Origin of the sequence: Pseudomonas sp. C2B4, from assembly GCF_013359695.1 — a bacterium.
GTDB lineage: Bacteria > Pseudomonadota > Gammaproteobacteria > Pseudomonadales > Pseudomonadaceae > Aquipseudomonas.
This window is the reverse complement of record NZ_JABFMU010000116.1, coordinates 1-5,654: the sequence shown is the minus strand read 5'-3', so window position 1 is coordinate 5,654 and position 5,654 is coordinate 1. Positions and strand designations below refer to the sequence as shown.

At 60.1% G+C, this 5,654-nt stretch carries 5 protein-coding genes; 4 read left to right on the top strand and 1 reads right to left on the bottom strand.

The window, feature by feature from the left end:
* Window positions 1-112 precede the first annotated feature (112 nt).
* The 4 genes from HNQ83_RS30810 (at window position 113) to HNQ83_RS30795 (ending at window position 4,641) form a co-directional block, all read left to right on the top strand.
* Window positions 113-1,357: a thiolase family protein gene (locus tag HNQ83_RS30810; protein WP_175392610.1), complete on the top strand. Its 1,245-nt coding sequence runs from the start codon at window positions 113-115 to the stop codon at window positions 1,355-1,357.
* A gap of 86 nt (window positions 1,358-1,443) precedes the next feature.
* Window positions 1,444-2,364, top strand: coding sequence for an SDR family NAD(P)-dependent oxidoreductase (locus tag HNQ83_RS30805; RefSeq protein ID WP_175392609.1), 921 nt, complete (start codon window positions 1,444-1,446; stop codon window positions 2,362-2,364).
* Between the two features lie 83 nt (window positions 2,365-2,447).
* Window positions 2,448-4,019 (top strand): AMP-binding protein, encoded by a 1,572-nt coding sequence (locus HNQ83_RS30800; protein WP_256669357.1) that lies wholly within the window; start codon window positions 2,448-2,450, stop codon window positions 4,017-4,019.
* A 130-nt stretch (window positions 4,020-4,149) separates the two neighbouring features.
* The gene (locus HNQ83_RS30795; RefSeq protein WP_175392608.1) at window positions 4,150-4,641 is read left to right on the top strand and encodes an RNA-directed DNA polymerase; all 492 of its coding nucleotides are present in this window, start codon (window positions 4,150-4,152) and stop codon (window positions 4,639-4,641) included.
* Between the two features lie 164 nt (window positions 4,642-4,805).
* On the opposite strand, the gene HNQ83_RS30790 is transcribed toward HNQ83_RS30795, so the two are convergent.
* Window positions 4,806-5,153: a hypothetical protein gene (locus HNQ83_RS30790; protein WP_175392607.1), complete on the bottom strand. Its 348-nt coding sequence runs from the start codon at window positions 5,151-5,153 to the stop codon at window positions 4,806-4,808.
* Window positions 5,154-5,654: the final 501 nt, after the last annotated feature.

The following is a 5,654-nucleotide window of genomic DNA, read 5'->3' as shown; positions in this document are numbered from 1 at the left end:
AGTCACATTGATGTTGAATGTACCGACGCCTTCGCGAGCAGGCTCGCTCCCACAGAGGGGCTGACCGGAATCAGGCGCCCTGCTCCTTTTTCTCAAAGATTCGAGGTTAACGATGGAAAACGTATACATCGTCGGCGTCGGCATGACGGCTTTCGGCCGCCACACCGACAAGACCATCAAGCAACTCACCGCCTGGGCGGTGGAAGATGCCCTGAAAGACGCCGGTTGCGACCGTCAGTGGATTCAGGTCGGCTTCTTCGGCAACTGCACCCAGGGCCATTTCGATGGCCAGCACATGATCCGTGGCCAGGTGGCGCTGCTGCCGCTGGGGCTGGACAGCATCCCTATCTTCAACATCGAAGGCGCCTGCGCCTCTTCGAGCCACGCCTTCAACCTGGCCGTCACCCAGTTGCAGGCTGGCGCTGCCGATGTAGCCCTGGCGGTGGGCGCGGAGAAGATGTTCTACAGCGACAAGGCGAAAATGTTCTCTGCCTTCGAATCCGCGTGGGACATCGAAACCTTCGAAGAAAACAAAAACTACCTGGCGAGCATGGGCAAAGGCATCGTGCCGCCCGCCGGTTCGCAATCGGACAAGCCCTACAGCCCGTTCATGGACGTCTATGCGGCCCTGGGCCGTGGCGGCCTGATGGAGCGCTATGGCATCACCCAGCGCCAACTGGCCGCCGTGTCCTCGAAAAACCACGGTCACTCGGTGCACAACGAACGTTCCCAGTACCGCAACGCCATGAGCATCGAGGAAATCCTCGCCGCACCGCCGATCACCTACCCGATCACCCTGCCGATGTGCTCGCCGATCTCCGATGGTGCCGCCGCCGCGATCCTGTGCACTGAGTCGGCATTGAAGAAATACGGCTTCGACAAAAATCGCGCGATCAAAGTCCTGGCCAGCGTCGTGCGCTCGGCCTCGGCCCGTGCCGCCGAAGACTTCGACAAGGGGTGCACCCACCTGGCCGGCAAGGCTGCCTTCGAGCAAGCCGGCATTGCCCCGCAGGATATCGATGTGGCCGAAGTGCATGACGCCACCGCCATCGGCGAACTGCTGGCGATCGAGGCCCTGGGCCTGTGCGAGCCGGGCATGAGCGGTGTGATGGCCGAACGCGGCGACAGCGCCCTGGGCGGCCGGTTGCCGGTCAACCCGTCCGGCGGCCTGGAGTCCAAGGGCCACCCAATCGGTGCCACCGGTATCGGGCAGATCTTCGAGCTGGTGGAGCAACTGCGCGGCAATTGCGGCCCGCGTCAGGTCGAAGGTGCGCGTATTGCCCTGCAAGGCAACGGCGGCGGCCTCTGGCGCGTGGAAGAGTCCACCGAACACGTCGGCATTTTCAGCCGCGCCTGATGTTTATGGAGAACGGCGAGCCCGGGGAAACCACGCACTTCCTCCGCCGTTCTCCGCCTACTACTATTTGATGAGAGGAAATGACCATGACCATTCGTTTTGATGATCGCGTTGCTATTGTCACCGGCGCCGGCAACGGCCTGGGCCGCGTCCACGCCCTGAACCTTGCTGCCCGTGGCGCCAAGGTTGTGATCAACGACTTCGGCGGCAGCCGTGACGGTTCCGGCAGCTCTTCCGATGCCGCCCTGGCCGTGGTCGAGGAAATTCGCCAGGCCGGTGGCGTCGCCATCGCCAACGGCGCCAACGTGGCGGACTACGAACAGGTCCAGGCCATGGTCAGGCAGGCGGTCGAAGCCTTCGGTCGCGTCGATATCCTGATCAACAACGCCGGCATCCTGCGCGACAAGTCATTCGCCAAGATGGAAATGGCCGACATTCACGCGGTGATCAATGTTCACTTGATGGGTTCGATCAATTGCACCAAAGCGGTGTGGGACCTGATGCGCGAGCAGAACTACGGCCGTGTCCTGATGACCACCTCCGCCGCCGGCCTGTTCGGCAATTTCGGCCAGGCCAACTATGGTGCGGCGAAAATGGCCGTGGTGGGCCTGATGAACATGCTGGCCATCGAAGGCCGCAAGAACAACATCCTGGTCAACACCCTGGCGCCGATGGCCGCCACCCGCATGACCGAGGATGTGATGCCGGCCGAACTGCTGGCGGCCAGCCGCCCCGAGCAAGTGACCCCGGGCGCGCTGTTCCTGGTCAGCGAGAACGCACCGACCAAGCTGATCCTCGGTGCCGGTGCCGGTGTGTTCTCCGCCGTGCGCATGGAAGAAACCGCTCCGGTGTACATCGGCGACGAAGAGCTATCGCCGGAAGCCATCGAGGCGCACCTGGCGCAGATCACCGACTGGAGCACTGCTGTCCCGCGCTTCGACGCCAACGAGCAGGTCAAGGTCTTCATCGACACCGCCCTGCAGGCCATCAAGGGTCAACAGGCTTGAGTGTTGGCGGGCCGGGGCCCGCGTTAAACTCGCGAAGCTGATCGCAACGGGCGTGCAGCCACACGCCCGGACGGAGAATAACCATGACAATAATGAACTTCGCACACACGGTCGGTAACCTGGCCGTGCGTTTTGGCGACCGGGAAGCCCTGGTCAATATCGAGCGCAATCGCCGCTACAACTTCCGTGAGCTGCACTCGCTGACCAATCGCATCGTCAACATGCTGCGCGGGCGCCTTGGGCTTCGCCGCGGGGATGTCTATCTCTGCATCCTGGAAAACGACAACATCTCGCTGTTCCATGCCTGGACCGCGCTCAAGGGCGACGCGGCCGCAGCCTACACCAACTATCGCGACGCCTTCGAGGAGCACCGCTGGCAGGTGGAATTCCTCCGCCCCAAAGTGGTGTTCATCGAAAACGCATTGATCGAGCGCTATTTCGATCTGCTGCACGATCAGGGCATCACTGTGGTCTGCATGGACCCGCCAGAAACCCCGCGCGAGGGGCTGCTTTATTTCTGGGACCTGCTCGAAGGCGTGCCGGATCACAATCCGGGCGTCGACAACGATATGCAGAAGGACCCGTTGGTCTATCGCTTCACCGGTGGCACCACCGGGCAAAGCAAGTGCGCCGCCTACACCCTCGACAACTGGATGGCGCTGCGCGATTCGATGTATCTGGAAGCCGAGCAACCCTATCAGCCGGATACCCGTTTCCTGCACATGGCACCCATCAGTCATGGCTCCGGCCTGGGCCTGCTGCCGACACTGTTTCGCGGCGGTTGCACCCTGACCCAGAACATCCCGGACCTGGCGCGGCTGTGCCGCAACATCGAAGCCGAGAAGGTCACCATGACCCTGCTGGTGCCGACCATGATCTACCGCCTGCTGGAAATGCCCGAAGCTCGGGACTATGACCTGTCTTCGCTGCAGACCATGGCGTACGGTGCAGCGCCGATGAGCCCGGCCAAACTGCGTCAGGCCCAGGCACGCTTCGGCAATATCTTCATGCAGATCTACGGGGCCACGGAAAGCCTGCACGCGGTCGCCTTGTTGAGCAAGGCCGATCACTTGACCGACAACGAAAAACAACTGTCTTCGGCCGGACGCATCGCCGTCGGCGCAGAGATCCTGATCGTCGACGATAACGGCAAAGAAGTACCCCTGGGCACGACCGGTGAACTGTGGGTGCGGTCGCGGGGCACCATCTCGGGTTACTTCAGAAATCCGGAAGGTACGGCGGCGGAGTTCCATGACGGTTACTGGAAGTCTGGCGACCTGGGTTACATCGATCCGGACGGATTCCTGTTCCTGGTCGATCGCAAGAAAGACATGATCATCACCGGTGGCTTCAACGTGTACGCCATCGAAGTGGAGGCGGCGCTCAATGCCCACCCGGCAGTGTCCAACTCGGCCGTGGTTGGCATTCCCCATGAGGAATGGGGTGAAGCCGTGCATGCCGAAGTGGTACTCAAGGCCGGCGAGATTGTGGCAGTCGATGCCCTGATCGAGCATGTAAAGGGCCGCCTCGGTCGATTCAAGGCGCCGAAGTCCATCCTGTTTGTCGAAGCGTTGCCGGTCAGCGTAGTGGGCAAGGTCCTGCGTCGGCAGGTGCGTGAAAAGTACTGGAAAGACAAGGCGCGTTGCGTGTCCTGAGCCGATTGGTGTTGTGAACCTTACCCTTCGTTTTTCGCCTTGATGTCCCCCTACCGCCCTTGGTCAGGCTGGGGGCATTGGGGTTTTTTTTGGTTGACGGGTTTGTTTCGGTGAACAGGCCAGCGACCCGTTGCTGCGCGATCTGCTGTCACAGATTGTTCATTACTCGGTGCTGGTCGACGGCGTCTTCCATACGCCCGTTATTAAAGGGATTGCTCGCGGCAGTGCGATCAGTCCGCTGCTGGCGGCCTTCCATCTCCACGCCGTGGACCAAGTTTTCGCCTCCTGCTCGCAGATCGTCTATGTCCGCTGCATGGATGATTTCTTAATCTTTGCCAAGACGCGTTGGCACCTGCGCAAAGCGGTCAAACAACTGAACCAGTTTTTTAATGTTTATGGATTCGAAGAGCATCTCGACAAGACGTTTATCGGCAAGGTCGAGAAAGGTTTTGACTGGATGGGATTTCTGTTTACTGCTGAGGGGTGCGCCGCCGTGGCACCGCGCGCCCTCGCTAACCATGCCCTGATACTTCGCCGGCGTTACGAGCGCGCGCCCCTCTCCAGTGGGGTGTGCCGTGTGGTGGAATATCGCGCACGGTGGGCCGCATGGGTAAAGGCCTGATGGCCGTGTGGCAGGTTTGCCACTGAATGGCCAGCCGTCCGGCTAGGACTGCACTCCGCAATTGCCCTATGTGTTCGAGTGGTTAGGCCCCAGGAACCGATGCCAGAGAATTCCTCACATCACGACTCGGACCACGCGCGTTCCCAAACTCTGAGTTATATAAATCATAAAATATCCTTGCCGGCGATGTTGTAGTCCACGTGATAAGATAACGTCGCTACCCATGGCGTCTTGTACGTCGCGACATCCGCACTCGCCGACAATACCTGCACATAGCACCTCCCTCCCTCGCTAACGAACTCCAGCATCCCGTGCGTCGCCGGCGACACGTCCAGCCAAAAATTTTTTCCGTCGCTGCCGGTGATCAATATTTCATCAGGGCTCGAACGGTACGCCAACGGCGTGTACGTACTCGTGGAACCATCGGGGAAATGCAACGTGAACAGCGTTATTGAGTAAGAGGACTGACTTTTGAGCTCTTGAAGATAATCGAACGTACCGGGGCTTAACATGATTGCGATCCTTCCATACGGTTGTACGTGAAGCTGGATCGTCTCGCGATAGAGGGATGCGGGGTACTGTTAAATATGACAGTTTTTTAAACGCGTTCGGAATAGAGGGTATAGCAACGTTTGCAGCGATAACGAAACTGCGAGTGAGCACTGACAATCCGTAATCGCAATCACTGACATGAACGGTGGAGTACTGCTCGCAATGGCCGGCCGACGGCTTTGCCAGCCTGGGGATTGCCCGCAATTGGGTCATGGCTCGGCGTCATGAGCTGCCTTGAAAAACGCCGGAGGCTTCGCGTACGATTTTTCCCGAATTCTGCGGGCTCACCTGGATGATCGCGTTGTCCGGACGTTTTTCGCGAGCAGGCTCGCTCCCACAGGGGATTGCGGACAAACCTGCAATGAGGTCGGCTATAAGGCCGCCTCGCTTTGGCTTTTGCGGTACACGCCCCCTCGAGAGGCCGAGTGGAGGTTCTGCGCAGTGGGCAAACCGGCATGGAT